The sequence below is a fragment of the Bartonella sp. AA2SXKL genome (assembly GCF_042197205.1).
Taxonomy (GTDB): domain Bacteria; phylum Pseudomonadota; class Alphaproteobacteria; order Rhizobiales; family Rhizobiaceae; genus Bartonella.
The window spans coordinates 1-750 of sequence record NZ_JBHIRN010000124.1 but is presented as its reverse complement, the minus strand read 5'-3'; the positions used below and the strand labels follow the sequence as shown (position 1 = coordinate 750).

The 750-nt window shown below is 44.0% G+C and carries 1 protein-coding gene; it reads left to right on the top strand.

All coding sequences use genetic code 11. From position 1 onward, the window contains the following. Window positions 1-750 (top strand): coproporphyrinogen-III oxidase family protein (locus ACFINS_RS10195; RefSeq protein WP_375706201.1); only part of this gene is annotated, 750 nt, incomplete at both ends.

The window sequence follows — 750 nt, the reverse complement described above, 5'->3', positions numbered from 1 at the left end:
AAACTGTTGATGCCTTGTTGCAGATATTGGCAAGAACGTGGAACATCGATGATAAAGCTGAAATTACAATGGAAGCGAACCCATCCAGTGTAGAAGCAGAGCGTTTTCGTGGATACCGTGTAGCAGGGGTGAACCGCTTGTCTCTTGGTGTACAAGCACTCAATGACAAAGCACTACGACAACTTGGACGTCTCCATGATGTCAAACAAGCTCTCCATGCTATTGCTTTAGCACGGAAAATTTTCCCCCGTTTATCCTTTGATCTTATCTATGCCCGCCCCGGACAAACACTCGAACAATGGAAATGTGAACTTTTTCAAGCCATTGATTTAGCAGCAGACCATCTTTCTCTTTACCAACTAACTATCGAAGAAGGAACAGCATTTAAACGGCTCCATGCCGCAGGAAGACTGTTTCTCCCCGAATCAGAACTTGCAGCAGATCTCTATCAACTCACACAAGAAATAACCGCACTACACGGGCTTCCAGCTTATGAAATCTCCAATCATGCAATTCCTGGTGCGGAATCAGTGCATAATCTTCTCTATTGGCGTTATCACGAATATGCGGGTTTTGGTCCAGGAGCTCATGGACGCTTTATTGAGCACTCACAAAATCATTCTTCTGCCTCTTCAAAAGCAGATCCTTCTCAAATCGAAAACCGTGAACGTTCTGTCACAATCAATGAAAAATATCCAGAACATTGGCTCGAATTGGTAGAAAAGACAGGACATGGCTGTATTGAGACAG